The sequence below is a fragment of the Cupriavidus phytohabitans genome, from assembly GCF_000426345.1.
In the GTDB taxonomy this organism is placed as follows: Bacteria; Pseudomonadota; Gammaproteobacteria; order Burkholderiales; family Burkholderiaceae; genus Cupriavidus.
On record NZ_AUFE01000004.1, the window covers coordinates 1 to 18,762 of the forward strand.

Here is an 18,762-nt window from a genome sequence, read left to right on the forward strand (position 1 = left end):
GGCTTCTTCTCGCCGCCGGTGACTTCCACTTCGGTCCAGAAGGGCAGGTCATCGCCGTAGTAGTCGGAGTCGTACAGGAAGCCGCCGTGCTCGACCACCAGCCGGCGCGTGTTGGGGCTGTCGCGCCCGGTGTACCAGCCCAGCGGCATCGAGCCGGTCAGGTCCTTGATGAGCTGCATGCCGATGCGCATGTGCTCGCGCTCGGTGGCCTCGTCGATGTTCTGGTAGTGGATCCAGCGCCAGCCGTGGCAGGCGATCTCGTGGCCCAGCTCGACGAAGGCGCGGGTCAGTTCGGGATGGCGCTGCAGCGCCATCGACACGCCGAAGATGGTCAGCGGCAGGCCGCGCTTTTCGAACTCGCGCAGGATGCGCCAGACGCCGGCGCGCGAACCGTATTCATAGATGCCCTCCATGCTCATGTGGCGGTCGGGATAGGCCGCGGCGCCGACAATCTCGGAGAGGAACTGCTCGGAGGCGGCGTCGCCGTGCAGCACGCAGTTCTCGCCGCCTTCTTCGTAGTTGAGGACGAACTGCAGCGCGACGCGCGCGCCGCCCGGCCAGCGCGCGTGGGGAGGTTGGGCGCCGTAGCCGATCAGGTCGCGGGGATAACGTGTCTGGAGCATGTTGCTGGATCAGGTAAGTTGTTCTCGAAGCCTCAGTTCAGCGCCTCAGTTGAGCGCCTCAGTTGAGCGCCTCAGTTGAGCGCATAAGGCGCCAGCATGCCGGCATACGCCTTGGGCAGCGGCCGCGCCCAGTCGCCGCGCTTGCTGGTGGCCAGCCGCACCGAGACCATCGCCTCGGCCAGCTTGACCGCGCACGTGACGCCGTCGATCACCGGCGCGCCGATGGCGTCGGCGATCTCGTCGCACAGGTCGGTCATGCCGGCGCAGCCGAGCACGATGCATTCGCTGCGGTCTTCCACCAGCGCGCGGCGGCACGCCTCGGTGATGATGCGGCGCGCGTCCGAGCCGGGGCGCTCCAGGTCGAGCACCGGCAGGTCGCAGGCGCGCACATTGCTGCAGAAGCGCTTCATGCCATAGCGCTCGGCCAGGTGCCAGGCGATATTGCAGGTGCGCGCCAGCGTGGTCACCACGCTGAAGCTGCTGCCGACCATGCTGGCCATGTGCATCGCCGCCTCGGCGATGCCGATCACGGGGCCGCGCGCCACCTCGCGCGCCGCGTACAGGCCCGGGTCGCCGAAGCAGGCGATGACATAGCCGTCCACGCCTTCCTGCTCGCCGGCCAGGATCTCGTCGAGGATGCCGGGCACCGACAGCGCCTCGTCATAGTGGCTCTCGATCGAGGCCGGGCCCATGCGCGGGCTGACCGCGCTGATGCGCGTGCCCTGCTCGGCCACGGCGCGGGCGCACTGGCCGATCTTCTCGGTCATGCTCTCGGTGGTATTGGGGTTGATGATCTTCAGCTTCATGGGTGCGGCTCTGGGATGGATGCTGTCGAAAGGGGGATGTCGTTCAAACCTGGCCGGAGGCCGGCGCGGCGGGCGCGGCGAGATGGCCCGGCATCATGCGCGGCGCCAGCTGGCGGTACAGCACCAGCGCGATGCCCATGCCGATGAACCAGCTGTAGTTGGCCGCCGCCTGCCAGGCCGGCACCACCACGCACAGGATCGGGATGATGGCCGCGGGGATCATGGTGGCCACCGCCGCCGGGTTGAAGCCATTGCGGTACCAGTAGCGGCCGCGCGGGTTCAGCGTGTACAGGTCATCGACTTCCACGTGCTGGCGCCGCACCAGGTAGTAGTCGGCGATCAGGATGCCGAACAGCGGGCCGATGAAGGCACCCAGCACGTCCAGCGTGTAGTGGATCACGGCCGGGTTGTTGTACAGGTTCCAGGGCGTGATGAAGATCGAGGCCACCGCGGCGATCATGCCGCCGGTGCGCCAGCTGATGTGCTTGGGCGAGACGTTGGAGAAGTCGAACGCCGGCGACACGAAGTTGGCGACGATGTTGATGCCGATGGTCGCGGTCATGAAGGTGAAGGCGCCCAGCAGCATGGCGAAGGTGCTGTCGATATGGCTTACCGTCTCCACCGGGTCGGTGATCAGCTTGCCGAACACCGGCAGCGTGGCCGAGGTGGTGATCACGGTCAGCAGCGAGAAGCCCAGGAAGTTGACCGGCAGGCCCCAGAAGTTGCCGCGCTTGACCGACTTGAAATCCTTGGCATAGCGCGAGAAGTCGCCGAAATTCAGCATCGGGCCGGAGAAGTACGACACCACCAGCGCGATCGCGCTCAGCATCACCGGCACCGCTTCCCAGCCGCTGTACTTGACGAAGCTCAGCGTGAAGTTGACGTTCTCCCAGCCGGCCTTGTTCACCAGCCAGATCGCCAGCGCGATCATCACCACGTACACCGCCGGGCCGGCCCAGTCGATGAACTTGCGGATGGTCTCCATGCCGGTCCAGAACACCAGCGCCTGCAGCACCCAAAGCACCATGAACGCGGCCCAGCCCAGCGTCGACAGCCCGGCAAAGCCGTGCAGCTTGACGTCGGCATACGGCGCCAGTGACGGGAAGAAGTGAAGCGCCAGCACCAGGAAGGCGCTCGATGCGAGGTAGGTCTGGATCCCGTACCACGCCACCGCGATCAGCCCGCGGATGATGGCCGGGATATTCGCGCCGAGCACGCCGAACGAGGCCCGGCAGATCACCGGGTAAGGCGTGCCGGTCACCTGGCTGGGTTTGGCCACCAGGTTGCAGAAGAACTGCACGATCACAATCCCGACCAGCAGCGACACCAGCACCTGCCAGCTGGTCAGCCCCAGGGCGAACAGGCTGCCGGCGGTGATGTAGCCGCCCACGCTGTGCACGTCGGACATCCAGAAGGCAAAGATGTTGTAAGTGCCCCAGGTCTGCTTGCGCAGCGGCGCCAGGTCCTCATTGGTCAGCCGTTCGTCGTAGGTGGGCTTGATCAGGGCATTGCCGTGTGCGGCATGCCCTGCCTGTGGCGCGCCGGCGGTCGCGTCTGGCGTTACGGTCGTTTGCATCATCTGAGTCTCCTGGCAGATGGTTGTCTTGACGATAGGCGAACGTGCGGCCGTTTGGCTCTTTTGTGCGCCGTGGGATGCTTGTTGTGCTGTCTACTAAATTGTCTACAAAATGATTTGAAGCTGTAGACGATGTTGTAGATCACGGTTTCGTGATTGTCAACATTCGTTTTCCCGAAAGAGGGGGGAGGGGTGCGGGGTTATAGGGGGAGAAGGGACGGCTCTCGCCGTGCCTGGCGGCGCACAAATGAAAAGACCCCGCGCAAAGGCGGGGTCAAGGCTGCTGCCAATTTCAAAATCGCGTTGTGTTCTCCGCTCTCCCATTTATGGGAGAGGGGCGGGGGAGAGGGCCGGAGGGAGAAAACCGGCGGACCGGAGGACTGAACTCAGTAAGCAATCTTCGCCGTCAGACTCACGCTGCGCGGATCACCCGGCTGCAGATAGTTCTCATACTGGAAGCCCCAGTACCGCTTGTTGGTCAGGTTGTTCAGCGCCGCGCGCAGCGTCAGGTCCTTGCCATACACGCGCGTGTTGTAGGTGGCGCCGAGTTTGAACACGGTATAGCCGCCAGCCTCCAGCGTATTGGACGCATTGAGCTTGATATTGCTGGTGTACTTTCCGTCGACGCCAACCCGCAGGCCCGGCACGTACGGCACGCGGTAGCTGATGCGGCCCGCCAGCACCAGTTCCGGCGCGCCGGCCACGCGGTTGTCGATGTTGGCATTGCCCTTGTCGTAGTAGGAGTCGAGGTACATCGCGCTGCCGCCGAATTCCCATTGCGAACCGAGGCGATAGACGCCCGCCAGCTCCACGCCCTGGTAGATCGAGGAGCCGTCCTGCACCCGCGTCGGCACGCCGTTGCTGACGCTGTCATATTCCGCGCCGCGCTCGATGCGGAACAGCGCGGCGGTGGCGCTCCACTTCTGCTGGTCGGCCTTGACGCCGATCTCATACTGCTTGCTGCGGATCGGGCTGAGCAGCTGGCGCGCGTTGGTGTAGCCATCCGGCACGATCGAGCCGGGCTCCAGCGCTTCCACGTAGCTGGCGTAGACCGTGGCTGCAGGCACCGGCTTGAACATCAGCGCGAGCGTCGGCGTGACCACGCCGTTCTTGGTGTAGTTGGTGGCCGCCGGCACGTAGCCGTTCTGCTCGAAATTGGTGACGCGCAGGCCGGCCAGCACCGACCAGCGCTCGCTCAGCTGCACGGTATCGCTGGCAAAAATCGACTTCTGCGTGATGTCGCTGTTGCGCACCTTGTTGAACGCGGTCGAGCTGAAGTACGTGTTGGTATTGGGCTCGAAGATATTGCCGGTGCCGATCGTGCCGGCAAAGCCGTTGTTGTCATAGCGGTCGATCTGCTTCTGCCACGACAGGCCGGCCACCAGCTGGTGGCCGAACGGGCCGGTGCGGAACTTGCCCTCGAGCATCGCCTGCCAATAGCCCACCTGCTGGTTCTGCGCGGTGTCGTAGCGCGTGTCGACGTAGTCGCCGGCCTGGTTCAACACGCCATACAGGCTCTCGTTGCGGCTGCGGTTGACCTTGCTGAAGCTGTAATTGGTGCTGAGCGCCCAGTCCGGGTTGACCTGGTAGCGCAGGCCCGTGGTGTAGAGCTGCAGGTTGGTGTTCAGGTGCTGGTCGCTGCCGGCGAAGTTCCGGATGCGGCCGGAGACCGCGGCGGGCAGTGCCTGGTCGGTGTAGGTCCAGAAGCTGAACGAGGGCATCTGCCCGGTGGTGCGCCGGTCCTGGTAGATCGAGTCGAAGGTCCAGGTCAGGTCTTTGGTCAGGCGCGCGTCCAGGCCCAGCGATACGGTGTCGCGGTTGACATTGCGCGCGTTGTACGGCGTGCCTTCCTCGTGCGTGTAGTTGAGCCGGTAGCCGAACATGTTGTCCGGGCCCGCGCGGCCGCCGAGGTCGATGTGCTCGCTCCACACGTTGGCGGCGCGGTAGCCCAGCTCGAACGAAGCGGTAAAGGTATCGGTCGGCTTCTTGGTGACGTAGTTGACGATGCCGCCCGGGGTGCCAAAGCCGTACATGAAGCCCGGCAGGCCCTTGAGCAGTTCCACCTGGTCCATATGCTCGTATGGCAGCGTGATGCCGTATGCGACGAACGGCAGCCCGTTGATCTTGAAGCCGTTCTGCCAGTCGACCTGCAGGCCGCGCACGGTCAGGTAGCTGGACCAGCTGTTGTAGGCGTTGCTGTTGTCGGTGACCGAGGCATCCATGGCAAACACGTCGCCTAGCTTGCTGACCTGGCGGTCGGCCAGGTCCTCGCCGGTGACGATGGTCGTGGAATACGGCGTGTCGAGCTGCGTGCGCGAGCCCAGTGCGCCGGTGCTGGCCTTCTTCTGGAGCTGCAGGCCTGCGTCATCGACGGCGGTGGCGCTGACCGTCACGGCGGGCAGCGATTGCGGCCCGGCGCCCGCGGCTGCCTCCTGCGCCAGCGCGGCCGCCGCCGGGAAGCCGGTGAGGACGGCCAGGTGCGCCAGTATGGCGAGATGGCGAGATGGCGAGGCTTGGGTGCGCGCACGCGGGCGGCGCGGATGTCGGCGTGGTTCATGCTTGGCGGTAAGACAGGCAGGCCTGTATGTAAATGTAGATACAAATGCGAATAATTCGCATTTACGAAAAGTCGGAATGATGGGCACGCGGACATGCGGCGTCAAGGACGGCGCGGAGGGTGTTGCGTAGAAAGCAACGGAGGTTACCGTTGCATGTGATGTGGCGTTCGCTCAGTCCTGAAGGATCTGAAAAGTGGACGGAGATGAGTCGTGATGAAAATGGACGGGCAAGCGATCCGTCATCAGCGGCCTACAACGGCTTCTGGATCCCCTCATAAACCTTGACCAGCGCCTCCAGCCGGCCGCTTGCACGGCTCGATCGAACCCCGGCGTCTTCTCCCGGTGCCCGGATAGGCGGCGTCCAGCGTGAATGCGCGGAACGCCCTGCCTGGTATGGAAGCGCCAGGGGATAGGCGCCTATTCGGCCGTCACTGGAGCGGCGCCGCGCGCGGTGACGCCGTCGCCCCCGCCGCCGCCGGCCGGCAGCGCGGGGAATTCCATCTCGGCATAGCGCACGAAGCGGGTCTTGCGCACGATCCGGTAGCCCGCCCAGATCGCCAGGAAGATCGGGATGCCGATGTAGGTGGCGGCCACGCCGACCCAGTCGATCTTGCCGCTGGCGAAGGCCTGGTAGTTCTGGCCCAGCGTGACGATCAGGCATAGCGCGAAGGCGAAGATCGGCCCGTAGGGAAAGAACGGCGAACGGTAGGGCAGGCGCGACAGGTCATGGCCCTGCGCGACAAAGCCCTTGCGGAAGCGGTAGTGGCTGATCGCGATGCCCAGCCACGCGATGAAGCCGGTCATGCCTGACAGGTTCAGCAGCCACAGGTACACGGCCTTGCTTTCGAACAGCGAGGTGAGAAAACACAGCGTGCCCACCGCGGTGGTCGCCAGCAGCGCCACCCGTGGCACGCCGTTGCGCGTCAGCCGCGCGAAAATGCGCGGCGCGCGCCCTTCGGTGGCCAGGTTGTAGAGCATGCGGGTCGATGCGTACATGCCGGAATTGCCTGCCGACAGCACCGCGGTCAGGATCACCGCGTTCATCACGCCGGCGGCGAAGGCCAGGCCGGCATGGCGGAACACCAGCGTGAACGGGCTCACGCCCACGGTCTGCACGTCGCTCTTGAGCAGGCTGGGGTCGGTGTAGGGGATCAGGATGCCGATGATCAGGATCGCCAGCACATAGAACAGCAGGATGCGCCAGAACACCTGCCGCACCGCGCGCGGGATGTTCTTCGCCGGGTCGGCCGATTCGCCGGCGGCCACGCCGATCAGTTCGGTGCCCTGGAACGAGAAGCCGGCGATCATGGCCACGCCGATCAGCGCCGGCAGCCCGCCGACAAACGGCGCATCGCCGAGGGTCAGGTTGCCCAGCCCGTGCGAGGCCGGCATGTCGCCCCGCAGGATGCCGAAGATCATCAGCGTGCCGATGCCGATAAAGGCGATCACCGTCACTACCTTGACCAGCGCGCACCAGTACTCGGCCTCGCCGAAGCCGCGCACCGAGATCGCATTGAGCGCGAACATCAGCCCGAGGAACAGCGCGCTCCACAGCACGCCTGGCGTGTCGGGGAACCAGTACAGCATCACCAGCTGCGCCGCGGCCAGTTCAACCGCGATGGTCACCGCCCAGTTGTACCAGTAGTTCCACCCCAGCGCGAAGCCGAAACCTTCGTCGACATAGCGCGCGCCGTAGGTGGCGAACGAGCCCGATACCGGCATGTACGCGGCCAGTTCGCCCAGGCTGGTCATCAGGAAATACACCATCGCGCCGATCAGGATGTAGGCGGCCAGCGCGCCGCCGGGCCCGGCCTGCGCGATGGTGGCGCCGGACGCCACGAACAGCCCCGTGCCGATCGAGCCGCCGATGGCGATCATGGTGAGATGGCGGGCGCGCAGCGTGCGGCGCAGCGTGGGCGCGGGCGCGCCTGAAGTGGAAGGTTGGCTGGACATCGGGACTCGGGTCGGGACGCGCAAAAGCGCGCAACTATGCCGGGGATCGCCTGCGGAGGCAACGCGGGCCGGAGGTGCCGCCCGGGCCTGCCGCTGGGCCGGCTGCAGGCCGGTATATACAGCCTGGCGGCGGGATCATAAGAGAAAACGCAGTGCAGGAAAAGCCGCAACCTTGATGCAGTCCATGCCGCAGCGCGTCAGCCATGTAGGACAAAGACCCCGCGCGGAAAGGAATGGCACCGGTGCCGTCACCTCCTGCCGGGGTGTATTGTCGTGATAGCGGATGGCACGCCACATGCAGTCAGAGTGCAGTTGCGTGCACGACGTGTCCGGGCCGGCGCCTTCGTGGCGCAGGGAGATCCATGGATGTTCCAGACATTTTTCTGCCACTATCCGTTCGCTACCTGCCGCCAGCGCTCACAACCGCTGGCCGCGCTGCCGCTGGCAATCACGCTGGCGCTGGCGCTGGCCATCGGGCTGGCCGGTTGCGCCAGCCTGCCGGCATCGGCCCAGCGCCCGCCGTCCAGCGCGCCCGCCGCCACCGCCACCACCGCGGATACGCCGCTGGGCAAGGCGCTGGCCCCGCGCCTGGCACAGCGCCCCGGCGAGTCCCTGTTCTACCCGCTCTCGTCGGGCCCCGATGCGCTGGCCGCACGCCTGGCGATGGCGCGCGCCGCCCAGCGCAGCCTTGACCTGCAGACCTACATCCTGGAGCCGACCGGCACCGGCGCCGCGGTGCTGGGCGATATCATCGACGCCGCCGACCGCGGCGTGCGCGTGCGCATGCTGCTCGACGACCTGCGTACCGGCGCCGAGCTGGACAAGGTCCTGTCGGCGATCGATTCGCATCCCAATATCGAAGTGCGCCTGTTCAACCCGGTTGCCAACCGCAGCCTGCGCTGGCTGGAAATGCTGGCGGATTTCAGCCGGCTGGACCGGCGCATGCATAACAAGTCGATGACGGTGGACAACCAGATGTCGGTGGTGGGCGGGCGCAATATCGGCGATGCCTACTTCTCCGCCCGTACCGACATGGACTTCAGCGACCTCGACGTGCTGATTGCCGGCCCGGCGGTGCCGCAGGTATCGGCGGTCTTCGACGAATACTGGAATGACAAGTCGTCCTACCCGGTGGTGGCGCTGATTCCGGAGGGCAAGGAGGCGCCGGTGGAAATGCGCAGCCTGCGCAAGCGCCTGGAAGCGCGCGGTGACCAGGCAAAGGCCAGCCAGTACGTGCAGGAACTGCTCGACTCGGGCCTGGCCAAGGGCATCGAAAGCGGCCATATGCCGGCCTACACCGGCAAGGCCACGGTAGTCTCCGACAAGGCCGCCAAGATTACCCACCAGATCCATGACGATCCCGGCCATGCCACCGCCCGGCTGGAAAAGATGATCAGCAGCGCGCAAAAGGAGGTCTTGCTGATTTCCCCATACTTCGTCCCCGACGACGACGGCGAGGCCTGGCTGATCGCGATCGCAAGGCGCGGCATCCGTGTGCGCATCCTGACCAATTCCTTCGCCGCCACCGACGTCAGCGCGGTGCATGCGGGCTATGCCCCGCACCGCAAGGCACTGGTGGCCGCCGGCATCGAGCTGTACGAGCTCAAGCCCAGCGCCTATGCCGAGCTGGCGCAGCGCGGCAAAGCCGCCAAGGGTTCGCGCTCGCGCTCCTGGCTGTCATCGAGCCGCGCCAGCCTGCACGCCAAGAACTACATCGTCGACCGGCGCCTGGTGTTCATCGGCTCGCTCAACATGGATCCGCGCTCGGCCAGGCTGAACACCGAGATGGGCATCGTGCTCGACAGCCCGGCACTGGCCGAGCGCATGATCAAGACCACCGAGGATGGCCTGCTCGACATGGCCTACCGCGTCGGCGTGCGCACCGATGCCGACGGCAACAATGCGCGCCTGACGTGGACCACGCGCGAGAAGGGGCAGCTCACCACCTACGACAGCGAGCCCGGCATGGGCGCGCTGCAGCATCTGGGCATCGGCGTGCTGCGTGTGCTGCCGATCAAGGAAGAGTTGTAAACATCGCTGCGCTGCGGCGACGCGCCTTTCCTGAACCATCGTTTGCGGTTATGGTTTTTGGCTTCATTGCACTGTGCCGTCCCGGCACGCCCGCCGCAAGGAGCGTTATGAAAGCCGCCGTCCTGCATCAACCCAAGACCCCGCTCGTGATCGAAGACGTTGCCATCGGCAAGCCCGGCCCGCGCGAGGTGCTGGTGCGCACCGCTGCCGTGGGCGTCTGCCATTCTGACCTGCATTTCCTGGACGGCGCCTATCCGTATCCGATGCCGGCCATACTGGGACACGAGGCCGCCGGCGTGGTCGAGCAGGTTGGCGCCGAGGTGCGCACGGTCAGGCCCGGCGACCACGTCATCACCTGCCTGTCGGCGTACTGCGGCCATTGCGAGCATTGCCTGACGGGGCACCTGTCCCTGTGCACCGAGCCCGATACCCGCCGCCGCGAAGGCGAGGAGCCGCGCCTGATGGCGCGACAGGGCGGACCCATGAACCAGTTCCTGAACCTGTCGGCCTTTGCCGAGCAGATGCTGATCCACGAACACGCACTGGTGGCGATCCGCCGCGACATGCCGCTGGACCGCGCCGCGCTGATCGGCTGCGCCGTCACCACGGGCATGGGCGCGGTCATCCATACCGCCAGGGTGCAGCCGGGCGAGACCGTGGCCGTGATCGGCTGCGGCGGCATTGGCCTGGCCACGGTCAACAGTGCCGCGATTGCCGGCGCCGGCCGCATCATCGCCATCGACCGCGTGCCGGCCAAGCTGGAACTGGCGCGCAAGTTCGGCGCCACCGACGTGATCGATGCCGGCAATGCCGACGTGCCCGATGCCGTGCGCGAGCTGACCGGCGGCGGCGTGCATCACGCCTTCGAGGCCATCGGCCTGAAGCAGACCACCGAGCAGGCCTTTGCCATGCTGCGCCGCGGCGGCACCGCCACCGTGATCGGCATGATCGCGCCGGGCGTCAGGATCGAACTGAAGGGCAGCGACTTCCTGAGTGAAAAGCGCATCCAGGGCTCGCTGATGGGCTCGAACCGCTTTCCGGTCGACATGCCGCGCATGGTCGATTTCTACATGGGCGGCAGGCTGCACCTGGACGAGCTGATCGCACAGCGCCTGCCGCTGGAGCGCATCAACGATGCCTTCGACGAACTGCGCCGCGGCGAGCTGGCGCGTTCGGTGATCCTGTTCGAGTCAGCGTAGAGGGGCTGTTTGCATGGATCTGCGCCATTGTCCACACTGTGGGACAATGGCGCTCTCCAATGGCAGCCGCCCCATCCCTACCCGCCGCATCCCACGCATGAGGACAATCGATTGGAAAGACTGGGAAATCTTCTGCCGCGTGGTGGAAGGCGGCGGCTTTACCCAGGGCGCCGAACTGGCGCAGGTGCCCAAATCCTCCGCCAGCGCCGCCGTGGCGCGGCTGGAAGGCCAGCTCGGCACGCGGCTGTTCGAGCGCACCACGCGCCGCGTGCGTGTCACCGAGCGCGGTCAGCAACTGTATGACCGGATCGCGCCGCTGTTTGCCGAGCTGCACGAGATCAGCGCCGAAGCCGCCTCGGGCAGCGCCGAGGTCAGCGGCGTGCTGCGCATCTCCACCCCGTATGAAGTCGGCTCGCAGCACCTGTCGGAAACGCTGACGCGGGTGTTGCGCGCCCACCCGGGCCTGCGCGTGCAGGTCGATGTCAGCTGGGACCAGCCCGACCTGGTTCGCCATGGCTACGATCTGGCCTTCGTCATGACCAACACCGGGCTGAATGACACCTCGTTCGCCAGCAAGCGCGTGGTGCTGATCGAGCGCGCCTTCTACGCCGCGCCGGCGCTGATCCGCGCGCGCGGGCTGCCGCGCACGCCGCAGGACCTGCAGGGCTGGCCCACGCTGGGCAACGCCGATGACAAGCATTGGGAATTCCTGCGCGACGGCGTCGAGATCGCGCGCGTGGACGTGGAGCCGCGCATCGGTACCCACAACGCGGAGCTGCGGCTGAAGGCTGCCATCGACGGGCTGGGGGTGACGCGGCTGTCGCCGCGCTTCGTGCAGGAGCAGCTGGAGCTGGGGCAACTGGTGCGGGTGCTGCCAGCCTATGCCTCGTCGCCGCTCAAGGTCTACGTGCTGATGCCGGCGCGCAAGCTGATGCCGGCCAGCGTGCGCGTATTCCTTGACGTGCTTGAGCAGACCGTCGGCGTGCCGGAGACGGGGCGCCCGCCGGCGCGCAAGCGCGGAACGCTGGCGCCTTAGGCAGCCGCCGCTGCGGCCGGCTCAGTAAGGCTGGTCCGCGGGCCGGATCTCGAAGCGCAATTGCTCGGCCAGGTCGAGCATCTCTTCGTCATCCTCGCTGCGCGTGATCCAGCCGGCGTAGGCATCGCCGCCGGTATCCCAGTTCCACAGGGTATAGCCGGCCACGCGCAGCTGGTTGTGGGCCAGCTCCATCAGCTCGGGCACGCTGGTGTTCTCCAGGAACGCCTCGTCCTCGGGTTCGTCCGTGCCCCAGTCGATTTCCAGGTCGATGCGCTCGCACAGCTGGTTCAGGCAGCCGATAAAGGACTGGCAGTCCTTCCAGTCGACGAAGAAGCCGGATTGCCAGTCGATGACTTCGCGCACCACCCACAGCAGCTCGCCGCCGTCGGTGTCGTCGTCCTCCGCGTCAAGCAGCGCGTCTTCGAACATCGACAGCTGCGCCGCCGTCTGCGCGCTGTCGTCGAGGTTGATCAGGGCGAAGAAACGCGCGATCGCGTCCTGCGTGTCGTCGTCCAGTGATGTGGCCATGCGGGATCTCCTGTGGTGCCGTGCGGCTCAATCGTGCCGCGACTTATGCCGCGATTCATGCCGCGATGCGCATGATCTCGCGTTGGCCCGCCGGTGTCACGCGCAACGCGCGCGATGTGCGCGTGGTCTCGACCCAGCCGCGCTCCAGCAGGCTGCCCAGCAGCGCCGCGCCCAGCGCGCCGCCGAGGTGGGGTTTGCGCTCGCTCCAGTCCGGGCAGGTGCAGGCAAACTGGCGCCGCTTGCGCCGCGCTGCAGCAATGTCGATGCCCAGTCCCGCCAGCGCCTGCGCGCCGTCGCCGCTCAGCTCCACGCGCCGCGCATCGAGCACCAGCCAGCCGCTATGCGTCATCCGTTCGAACAGTCCCACGGCCAGTTCGCCGGCCAGGTGGTCGTAGCACGTACGCGCCTGCCGCAGCGCCGGCGGCGCGGCGCGCGACACCGGCACGTCGCGCAGCCGCGGCGGCCGGCTGGCCAGCGACGCCGACGCCAGCGCCTCGATCGCCACGCCGATCTCCGGCGCGGCCAGCCGGTAATACCGGTTGCGCCCGCGCGTCTCCACCGCCAGCAGCCCGCCCTCGGTCAGCCGCGCCAGGTGCCCGCTGGCGGACGACGCCGACAGGCCGGCGATCAGTGCCAGTTCACCGGCGGGGCGGGCGCTGCCGTCCATCAGGGCCCATAGCATGGCGGCGCGGCCGGGGTCGGCGAGCAGGCCAGCCAGCTGGCTGATGCCGGGGGTGTAATCCATGGTTTGGCTCGGGGTGAAGGGTCCAATGCGGAGTATAGGACTGAACGCGAGCAGTGGCAGTCGTTGTGCTGCTCTGCAGGTGGTTACCACGCCTGGCGTGAGTGTCCCATGTGAATGCCGCTTTCGTTCTATCGGCGATTCCAGCGATTTGATGTACTGGCACGCAACGTCGCCGTTGATCGACGGACCATGGCCGATTCCGTGCCCGCAACCCTGATTGCCCACTGACCCAAAGCGATGACTAAAGGTCCCCCGCATTGGCAGCACACGCCACTGTATGATCGCCACCGTCTCCTTCATGCTCGCATAGGCGACGTCGATGGCTGGAAGCTTCCTGCCGCCTACGGATCCCAGATCGAAGAGCACCACACAGTGCGCGAAGATGCCGGCATGTTCGACATGTCGCATCTGTGCGTGGTTGACCTGCACGGCCCGGATGCGCGAATGTTTCTCGGCAAGCTCTTGTCGAACGACGTCGGAAAGCTGAAGACAGCTGGAAAGGCACTGTATAGCTGCATGCTTGACCAGTCCGGCGGCGTGATCGATGACCTGGTCATTTACTACCTGGGGGAGCAGCATTTCCGTGCCGTCCTGAACGCGCACACGGCCGCCAGCGACCTCGAGTGGATCCGGGCAAAGGTCAGCGAGGCGAAAGCGGATGTGACCGTGATCCCGCGACGCCAGGATTGCGTGGCGGACGATGTTGAACCATTAGCGGTCATCGCCGTGCAAGGACCGAAGGCTCGGGAAAAAGTATTCCGGGCGGTTCCGGCTTCCCGCCATGCCGAAAGGCTGAAGCCGTTTAATTCCACTATCGTCCATGATTCGGCAATTGGGGAGTTGATGGTGGCGAGAACCGGCAAAACCGGCGAGGACGGCTTCGAATTGCTGCTGCTCGCCAGCCACGCTGGTCGTGTCTGGGACATGCTGCGGTCGGCAGGCATCAGCGCGGTGGGCCATGAAGCATGGGATACGCTTCGGCTCGAGGCAGGGATGCACCGGATCGGGAAGGACATGGATCTCCATACCTCGCCGCTCGATGCCGGTCTGGGCTGGAGTGTCGAGCTGGATTCAGACCGTGATTTCTTCGGTAAGTCGGCCGTGTGCGCCCGCCGCCAGACGCAGCAGTTCGTTGGGCTCGCCCTGGAAGGCAGCGCCGCTGTCCCGGCGGCGCACAGCACAGTGACCAGCGGGAAGGGCGCGGTGATCGGCAAGGTCACCAGCGGAACCTATAGCCCGACGCTGGGCATCGCCATTGCGTTGGCGCGCGTGGCGCCCGACATCAGGATCGGCTCGCAGGTCAATGTGGAGGTCTACAAGAACAGGATTGCCGCGAAAGTGGTGCGCCCTCCATTCGTGCGGGGCGGCATCTGAGGCTTTCGGCCTGGTGATGATCCAGGCGCGGCGATCAGCGGGATGGGCTTACGGCTTGGCGAGCAATTCAAGCAACGCGCTGGCGTCCCGGAGGTCCGCGGTATCGAAGCCTTTGCTGAGAGGATGGGCGATGGTGACGGGCCGGGCAGGCATGCATCTGTCCGAAGACTGCGCTAAGTTGGCCGATGGCCGCAATCATGGCTGGCTTGCGCTTTCGCTTTCTCCTTCACCGAGCGCGCACAGCGCGTCGCCATCATTGCCGGCCAGCGCGGATTCGGCGGGAGTCGCGCCCTTGTCGCGGTAGGCCGCGGGCGGCACGCCATACTGCTTGCGGAATTCGCGGCCGAGATGCGAGGCATCGGCAAAGCCGCAGCTCAGCGCGATGTCGGCGACGGCGCGGTCCGAACTGGTCAGCAGCCACGCGGCGGTGCGCAGCCGCACCTGCTTGGCGAATGCCTGCGGGCTCTTGCCAGTCTCGGCCTTGAACAGGCGCTCCAGCTGCCGCGCCGACAGGTCGAGCTTGCACGCAAGCGCCTCCAGCGGCAGCGCGCGCCCGACGTGCTGCTCCATCAGCAGGATCGCGCGCTTGACCTTCGGGTGCGTCGCCGGTTCGAGGCCTGGCGGATGTGGCTGCGGCGCATTGCCCTTCTGCATCTCGCCCACCAGCAGGATCCGCAGCGCCTTCTGCACGGTGGCATGGTCGAAGTGGCGCAGCAGGATCGCGGCGGCGACGTCGATCGACGCGCGCCCGCCCGAACAGGTGATGCGCCGGCGGTCGATCACGAACAGCCGGTCGGCGACCAGCAGATCCGGATCGACCGACGGGAAGCGCTCGATGAAATCCCAGTAGTGGAACCAGCTGACGCAAGCCCGGTGGCCATCGAGCACGCCGGCGCGCATCAGGGAAAACACCCCGGTGCAGATGCCGACGATGGTCGCGCCGCCGCCCGCCGCGCGGCGGATGAAGTCGAGCGTCTCGGGACCGGCCTGCGGCCCCGAATGGAGCAGCCCGCCGACCACCACCACATAGTCGAACGGCTCTGCTTCGTCAAAGGTCTCCCAGGGCGCGACCTGGATCCCGCAGCTCGCGCGCACCGGCGCGAGTGTGTTGCCGATCACGCTCCACACGCAGCGCACCGGCTTGCTGTAGTCGCCATCGTCCGCCGACAGCCGCAGCATGTCGACGAAGCCCGAAAACGCGGTCAGCGTGAAGTTCGGCAGCAGCACGATGCCAAAGCGGATGCGCCGTGGGGCCGGCTCGGCAACAGGAGAAACAGGAACGTCTGGTGTCATGGCGGCATCCATCTTGACAGGCTCGCACGGGCGGGCGCATCCGGTTTACCCCGGAAGTCGACTGGCGGGGGAGGGTGCGCTGGCCCGGGGAAACTGGTGATGCGCACTGCATCCGTTCAGCCCGCCACCGCTGCGCCCGCCCCCGTCTTGCGCCCGCTCGCACGACGCATTCCGTCCCAGCCAGAGTCGCCGATCCACCCGCCGCGGACTTGCACAATTCCGACGTGAATCATCGCCAAAGCGAAATCCGGGCCCGTACGGCGCGGTGACTGGCGGTGGTATCCCACGCCGATGCCGGTTTTGTTCTATCTGCAAATCCTGCGCTCTGCTGTACTGGCTTCCAACGACAGCAACCCAGCACCCGCAGTGAGGCAGTCAGATGAATGTCAGCGTATTCGACCTGTTCAAGATCGGCATCGGACCCTCGAGTTCGCATACGGTCGGCCCGATGATCGCCGCGTGCCGCTTCGTATCCCACCTCGAGGATGCGAACCTGCTCGGCTTCGTACGCCGCGTCCGGGCGGAATTGTATGGCTCGCTCGGTGCCACCGGCAAGGGCCATGGCACCGACAAGGCGGTGCTGCTCGGCCTGGAAGGGAGCCTGCCCGACCGGATCGACCCGGACCTGATCGAGCCGCGCCTCGCGCAGATCCGCAAGGACAAGCGCGTGCTGCTGCTCGGCAAGCATGAGATCGGCTTCGAGGAAAAGGAGCACCTCGGCTTCTACCGTCGCCTGATGAGCGGCACGGGCAGTGTCGTGCACCCGAACGGCATGCGCTTCCAGGCGTTCGACGAGCAGGGGCAGTTGCTGGTCGAGAAGGAGTATTACTCGATCGGCGGCGGCTTCGTGGTCAACCGCGATGGCGAGCGCGTGAACGGCGTGCGCGCGGCGGCGGAGGTGCCATACCCGTTCCGCACCGGCGCTGAGCTGATGCAGGCGTGCCGCGGCAGCGGGCTGTCGATCGCCGAGCTGGTCTTCCGCAATGAATGCGCGCTGCGGCCGGCCGAAGACGTGCGCGCCGGGCTGCTGGCGATCTGGCACGCCATGGCCGCCTGCGTCGAGCGCGGCTGCAAGGTCGAGGGCGAGCTGCCCGGCCCGATGCGCGTGAGGCGCCGCGCGGCGGAGCTCAATTACCGGCTGCGCACGCGTTCCGAGGAATCGCTGCGCGATCCGCTGTCGATGCTCGACTGGGTCAACCTGTACGCGATGGCGGTCAATGAAGAGAACGCGGCGGGCGGCCGCGTCGTCACCGCGCCGACCAACGGCGCGGCCGGCGTGATCCCCGCGGTGCTCCACTACTACGTGAAGTTCGTGCCCGGCTCGAACGACGATGGCATCGTCGACTTCCTGCTGACGGCGGCCGCGATCGGCATGATCTACAAGGAGACTGCGTCGATCTCCGGCGCCGAGGTCGGCTGCCAGGGCGAGGTCGGCGTGGCGTGCTCGATGGCCGCGGCCGCGCTCGCGGCGGTGATGGGCGGCACGCCCGACCAGGTCGAGAACGCCGCGGAAATCGGCATGGAGCACAACCTCGGCATGACCTGCGACCCGGTTGGCGGGCTGGTGCAGATTCCCTGCATCGAGCGCAACGCAATGGGCGCGATCAAGGCGCTCAACGCCTCGCGCATGGCCCTCAAGGGCGATGGCCAGCATTACGTGTCGCTCGACTCGGTGATCAAGACCATGCGCGAGACCGGCGCCGACATGAAGACGAAGTACAAGGAGACGTCGCGCGGCGGACTGGCCGTGAACGTCATTGAATGCTAAGGGGGTGCATCAGATGAGCCGCTATTCGATATTCAGTCTGTTCCGCAACGGGCTGTCCTACCACGAGAACTGGGAAAAGCAGTGGAGGAGTCCCGAGCCCAGGCGCGAGTATGACGTGGTCATCGTCGGCGGCGGCGGCCACGGCCTCGCGACCGCGTACTACCTGGCGAAGGAGCACGGCATCACCAATGTGGCGGTGCTGGAGAAGGGATGGATCGGCGGCGGCAACACCGCGCGCAACACCACCATCGTGCGTTCCAACTACCTGTGGGACGAGTCCGCGGCGCTCTACGAGAAGGCAATGAAGCTGTGGGAGGGCCTGTCGCAGGACCTGAACTACAACGTCATGTTCAGCCAGCGCGGCGTGCTCAACCTGGCGCACACGTTGCAGGACGTGCGCGACACCGAGCGGCGCGTGAACGCGAACCGCCTGAATGGCGTCGACGCCGAATTCCTGACGCCCGCGCAGGTCAAGGAGATCGAGCCCACCATCAACCTGAACAGCCGCTATCCGGTGCTGGGCGCATCGATCCAGCGGCGCGCGGGGGTGGCCCGGCACGATGCCGTGGCCTGGGGCTTCGCGCGCGGCGCCGACCGCGCCGGCGTCGACATCATCCAGAACTGCCAGGTCACCGGCATCCGCCGCAACGGCGGCGCGGTGGTCGGCGTCGAGACGGTGAAGGGCTTCATCAGGGCCAAGAAGGTAGCGGTCGTTGCCGCCGGCAACACCACCACGCTGGCTGACATGGCGGGCATCCGGCTGCCGCTGGAAAGCCACCCGCTGCAGGCGCTGGTGTCCGAGCCGATCAAGCCGGTGGTCAACTCGGTGATCATGTCCAACGCGGTGCACGCCTACATCAGCCAGTCCGACAAGGGCGACCTGGTGATCGGCGCGGGCATCGACCAGTACACCGGCTTCGGCCAGCGCGGCAGCTTCCAGGTCATCGAAGGCACGCTGCAGGCCATCGTCGAGATGTTCCCCGTGTTCTCGCGCGTGCGCATGAACCGCCAATGGGGCGGCATCGTCGACACCTCGCCGGACGCGTGCCCGATCATCAGCAAGACCGACGTGAAGGGCCTCTACTTCAACTGCGGCTGGGGCACGGGCGGGTTCAAGGCGACGCCTGGCTCGGGCTGGGCTTATGCGCACACCATCGCGCGCGACCAGCCGCATGCGCTGAACGCACCCTTCTCGCTGGACCGCTTCTATACCGGCCACCTGATCGACGAGCACGGCGCCGCCGCTGTCGCGCACTGAACCCAAGCAGGAGA

The 18,762-nt window shown here is 66.4% G+C and carries 14 protein-coding genes; 6 read left to right on the forward strand and 8 right to left on the reverse strand.

Translation table 11 applies throughout. The features are described from left to right. The 5 genes from K309_RS0103980 to K309_RS0104000 form a co-directional block, all read right to left on the reverse strand. The coding region (locus tag K309_RS0103980; RefSeq protein WP_029045210.1) for a polysaccharide deacetylase family protein at nt 1-623 on the reverse strand (623 nt) is incomplete at its 3' end. 71 nt (nt 624-694) lie between these two features. Next, the gene (locus K309_RS0103985; protein WP_029045211.1) at nt 695-1,429 is read right to left on the reverse strand and encodes an aspartate/glutamate racemase family protein; all 735 of its coding nucleotides are present in this window, start codon (nt 1,427-1,429) and stop codon (nt 695-697) included. 43 nt (nt 1,430-1,472) lie between these two features. Continuing rightward, complete coding sequence (locus K309_RS0103990; protein WP_029045212.1) at nt 1,473-3,008, reverse strand: NCS1 family nucleobase:cation symporter-1; 1,536 nt, start codon at nt 3,006-3,008, stop codon at nt 1,473-1,475. A 383-nt stretch (nt 3,009-3,391) separates the two neighbouring features. Next, nucleotides 3,392-5,398 carry a TonB-dependent siderophore receptor gene (locus K309_RS0103995; RefSeq protein ID WP_232232306.1) on the reverse strand — a complete coding sequence of 669 codons (2,007 nt, stop codon included), beginning with the start codon at nt 5,396-5,398 and terminating at the stop codon, nt 3,392-3,394. Between the two features lie 582 nt (nt 5,399-5,980). Further along, a complete protein-coding gene (locus K309_RS0104000; protein WP_029045214.1) occupies nt 5,981-7,516 on the reverse strand; it encodes an amino acid permease in 1,536 nt (511 codons plus the stop codon). Between the two features lie 366 nt (nt 7,517-7,882). Here K309_RS0104000 and K309_RS0104005 point away from each other — a divergent pair, with 366 nt between their 5' ends. The 3 genes from K309_RS0104005 (at nt 7,883) to K309_RS0104015 (ending at nt 11,782) form a co-directional block, all read left to right on the forward strand. Beyond that, a complete protein-coding gene (locus K309_RS0104005; RefSeq protein ID WP_029045215.1) occupies nt 7,883-9,547 on the forward strand; it encodes a phospholipase D family protein in 1,665 nt (554 codons plus the stop codon). 107 nt (nt 9,548-9,654) lie between these two features. After that, entirely contained in the window at nt 9,655-10,746 is a 1,092-nt protein-coding gene (locus K309_RS0104010) for a Zn-dependent alcohol dehydrogenase (RefSeq protein WP_029045216.1), read from the forward strand. A 97-nt stretch (nt 10,747-10,843) separates the two neighbouring features. Then, nucleotides 10,844-11,782, forward strand: coding sequence for a LysR family transcriptional regulator (locus K309_RS0104015; RefSeq protein ID WP_029045217.1), 939 nt, complete (start codon nt 10,844-10,846; stop codon nt 11,780-11,782). Nucleotides 11,783-11,803: 21 nt separating this feature from the next. Here K309_RS0104015 and K309_RS0104020 read toward each other — a convergent pair whose 3' ends face one another. Both K309_RS0104020 and K309_RS0104025 read right to left on the reverse strand, forming a co-directional pair. Next, nucleotides 11,804-12,310, reverse strand: coding sequence for a DUF6630 family protein (locus K309_RS0104020; RefSeq protein WP_029045218.1), 507 nt, complete (start codon nt 12,308-12,310; stop codon nt 11,804-11,806). Between the two features lie 55 nt (nt 12,311-12,365). Beyond that, the gene (locus K309_RS0104025; RefSeq protein ID WP_029045219.1) at nt 12,366-13,055 is read right to left on the reverse strand and encodes an ArsR/SmtB family transcription factor; all 690 of its coding nucleotides are present in this window, start codon (nt 13,053-13,055) and stop codon (nt 12,366-12,368) included. 237 nt (nt 13,056-13,292) lie between these two features. On the opposite strand from K309_RS0104025, the gene gcvT reads away from it, so the two are divergent. Continuing rightward, the gene (gcvT, locus tag K309_RS0104030; RefSeq protein WP_029045220.1) at nt 13,293-14,429 is read left to right on the forward strand and encodes a glycine cleavage system aminomethyltransferase GcvT; all 1,137 of its coding nucleotides are present in this window, start codon (nt 13,293-13,295) and stop codon (nt 14,427-14,429) included. Nucleotides 14,430-14,624: 195 nt separating this feature from the next. Here gcvT and K309_RS0104040 read toward each other — a convergent pair whose 3' ends face one another. Next, a complete protein-coding gene (locus K309_RS0104040) occupies nt 14,625-15,722 on the reverse strand; it encodes a GlxA family transcriptional regulator (RefSeq protein ID WP_051320336.1) in 1,098 nt (365 codons plus the stop codon). 379 nt (nt 15,723-16,101) lie between these two features. On the opposite strand from K309_RS0104040, the gene K309_RS0104045 reads away from it, so the two are divergent. Continuing rightward, the gene (locus K309_RS0104045) at nt 16,102-17,490 is read left to right on the forward strand and encodes an L-serine ammonia-lyase (protein ID WP_029045222.1); all 1,389 of its coding nucleotides are present in this window, start codon (nt 16,102-16,104) and stop codon (nt 17,488-17,490) included. A 13-nt stretch (nt 17,491-17,503) separates the two neighbouring features. Then, a complete protein-coding gene (locus tag K309_RS0104050) occupies nt 17,504-18,748 on the forward strand; it encodes a sarcosine oxidase subunit beta family protein (RefSeq protein WP_029045223.1) in 1,245 nt (414 codons plus the stop codon). The last annotated feature ends 14 nt before the right edge of the window (nt 18,749-18,762 follow it).

Bases quoted from the DNA above. Each gene is read 5' to 3' on its own strand.
- K309_RS0103985 (WP_029045211.1), bottom strand. From the start codon at position 1,429: ATGAAGCTGAAGATCATCAACCCCAATACCACCGAGAGCATGACCGAG.
- K309_RS0103990 (WP_029045212.1), bottom strand. From the start codon at position 3,008: ATGATGCAAACGACCGTAACGCCAGACGCGACCGCCGGCGCGCCACAG.
- K309_RS0104000 (WP_029045214.1), bottom strand. From the start codon at position 7,516: ATGTCCAGCCAACCTTCCACTTCAGGCGCGCCCGCGCCCACGCTGCGC.
- K309_RS0104005 (WP_029045215.1), top strand. From the start codon at position 7,883: ATGTTCCAGACATTTTTCTGCCACTATCCGTTCGCTACCTGCCGCCAG.
- K309_RS0104010 (WP_029045216.1), top strand. From the start codon at position 9,655: ATGAAAGCCGCCGTCCTGCATCAACCCAAGACCCCGCTCGTGATCGAA.
- K309_RS0104015 (WP_029045217.1), top strand. From the start codon at position 10,844: ATGAGGACAATCGATTGGAAAGACTGGGAAATCTTCTGCCGCGTGGTG.
- K309_RS0104020 (WP_029045218.1), bottom strand. From the start codon at position 12,310: ATGGCCACATCACTGGACGACGACACGCAGGACGCGATCGCGCGTTTC.
- K309_RS0104025 (WP_029045219.1), bottom strand. From the start codon at position 13,055: ATGGATTACACCCCCGGCATCAGCCAGCTGGCTGGCCTGCTCGCCGAC.
- gcvT (WP_029045220.1), top strand. From the start codon at position 13,293: ATGACTAAAGGTCCCCCGCATTGGCAGCACACGCCACTGTATGATCGC.
- K309_RS0104040 (WP_051320336.1), bottom strand. From the start codon at position 15,722: ATGACACCAGACGTTCCTGTTTCTCCTGTTGCCGAGCCGGCCCCACGG.
- K309_RS0104045 (WP_029045222.1), top strand. From the start codon at position 16,102: ATGAATGTCAGCGTATTCGACCTGTTCAAGATCGGCATCGGACCCTCG.
- K309_RS0104050 (WP_029045223.1), top strand. From the start codon at position 17,504: ATGAGCCGCTATTCGATATTCAGTCTGTTCCGCAACGGGCTGTCCTAC.